This window comes from Microcystis sp. LEGE 08355, assembly GCF_015207185.1.
GTDB classification, from domain to species: domain Bacteria; phylum Cyanobacteriota; class Cyanobacteriia; order Cyanobacteriales; family Microcystaceae; genus Microcystis; species Microcystis panniformis.
The window spans coordinates 1-2,256 of the sequence record NZ_JADEXI010000692.1 but is presented as its reverse complement, the minus strand read 5'-3'; the positions used below and the strand labels follow the sequence as shown (position 1 = coordinate 2,256).

Here is a 2,256-nt window from a genome sequence, read left to right as displayed (position 1 = left end):
ATAAGAAGTTAGTTGACATTCAGAGTTTTTGCCCTCTAAAAGTTGATTAAGGTCTAAAATGGGGTCAATGAACAGAATATTTTTAAAATCACTGGCAATTGCTTGAATTTTGAGTGCAGTTTTTTGGTGCAATGTTCCCCCTTTAACATTGACTAAAATAGTTGATTCTTGGGATAAATTTTCTTCTAAATAAATCTCATTCAACTGATTATAGTAGTATTCAAGAACTAAATCTTCAAGGTTAGGATTTTGCGGATCTAAATTAAGTTGTAGCTCTTTTTGAATTAATTCAAAAGCAGGATATTCCTGTTGTACCCACTGTTGAATAATCTGGAACAAATAAATGGTATCTTGAGGGTGTGAAGTCGGTTGATTGGTGACGAAAATATAGGCTTTAGATGCTCCCATTGCTACTGCTTTTTGGATTACACTTCCAATTCGAGTTGGTCGAATAAGAGAATGCCATTTAGGGGACTCTTTTTGATAGCTTGATTGTAGAGCTTTGGTTAATTCACGAACTGGTTGTTTTTGGTTAGGCAATCCTAAATCTTGGTAAACTTGACTATTAGGAACATAGTTAAAACCTTGATACATATTGTCCCAAATAGTTCGACGATCATTATCTAAGTCTTTAAGTTTTTTATTTAGATTAGATTCATTCGAGAGAAAATCAATAGGAAGATAATAATTCTTGCTATCTACTGTTACTTTAATAGATAAGTCAGAAGTCCCAAGGTTCGCAAGAAGAATAGTCATATTTGTTAATTGTAAATTAATGGCTAATGACGACGTTACCCTAAATTAAAGCTTATGAGAGTGTATTTGGTGCGAACACCGATATCTTCTCTGGGTTGAGTTAAGAAACTCCATATTGAAAAATTTCAGCAAGGGGTGGGAGTTCGCATGAAATGGTCATTATTTCTCGTTAGGGATTATTAAGCTTAATTCAGGACATTAGCCCACCGTCTATTATATCAGGGCAAGCCCATCTTAACAATCCTTGACAAAAGGGACTTTGTGGGGGTTGCTTACCCACGATTCAGGCATATTTGAGGAGAATTTGCCATCTCAATTGTTAAGCAAAAATCGACCCATTTGGTCAATTTGGTAACTATTCTGATTGGCTGGTATCGGCTGAAAGCCCATGCGGATCACAAAACTGGCCAATTGTCAATAGCTTTTGAGATGCTCTCACCCTGTACATAAGACAATTCCAGACATCTTAAACATTATTCTCAATCATCCTTTATTGCAATTGAGGAGAGACTATAAAGAACAGTTTATTAACACCGATCAATACTATATCTATTCTGCGGTTAAAACACAGGTGATCGCTATTTTACTGAACGATCTTAAATGGCTAGAAAATGTACGGCGATAGAACGTACTTATATGATAGGATTGACTCAGATAGATATACTTTAATTCTTTATTCTTCTGCTGTGGAGGTTTAGATGAGTCCAGAACGAGTCACAGATTCAACCAGAATATGGGAGCATCTCATTTATGCAAGTGAGTAATTATACTTGTCCCTAAAACTTGATTCTGGTAAGGCTTTCAAAATAGCTTGACATAAAGCTTAATTTAGGAGTTACAGATGCTCTCTAGAATATCAACTTCCTGAATCAGAAAAGGGAGCGATTGGACAAACTGAACTTACCTATAGTAACGAATCAATCAATTCTTTGACTCAAATTGAACAATTACACCGTTATTTTATGGACTTTCAAACTATGATGAAAAAGCTTGTAATTTGTCACTTTTTGATTGGACTTCCTGCAAGCGGTAAATCAACGTTTGCTCAAGTTTTGGCAGAAGAAATTAATGCTGTCGTGGTTTCAACCGATGAAATTCGGGCGCAACTTTATGGAGATGCTGCAAATCAAGGAATTTGGGCGGATATTGAGGTACAAGTCTTAGATCAAATTAAAACCGCCGTTGAAAAAGATCAACCTGTCATTTATGATGCCACTAATGTCATGCGCCCGTGGCGACTTGATTTTCTGTATAAAACGGTTAATTTATTTAATATTCAATGGATAGGATGGCATCTACAGACTTCTGTGGAAAAATGTAAACAAAGAAATCAACAACGTGATCGCCAAGTTCCTGACGAAGTGATTGATAAGATGAACGCTAATTTACAAGAAAATCCCCCAGAGTCTAACGAAGGACTGTTAAAAATCTATCCTGTTCCTGTTAAAGACAATAACTTTGATCTTGACGAAATTTGTACAATTCTCACAGGATTCAAGC

General features: G+C 35.8%; 1 protein-coding gene and 1 pseudogene. One reads left to right on the top strand and one right to left on the bottom strand.

What is annotated here, in order from left to right:
• Positions 1 to 756 (bottom strand): annotated as a pseudogene (locus IQ242_RS22985) (hypothetical protein); the annotation flags it as partial.
• Positions 757 to 1,685: 929 nt separating this feature from the next.
• Between IQ242_RS22985 and IQ242_RS22980 the strand changes: the two are divergent.
• Positions 1,686 to 2,256 (top strand): ATP-binding protein (locus tag IQ242_RS22980; RefSeq protein WP_193961543.1); only part of this gene is annotated, 571 nt, incomplete at its 3' end.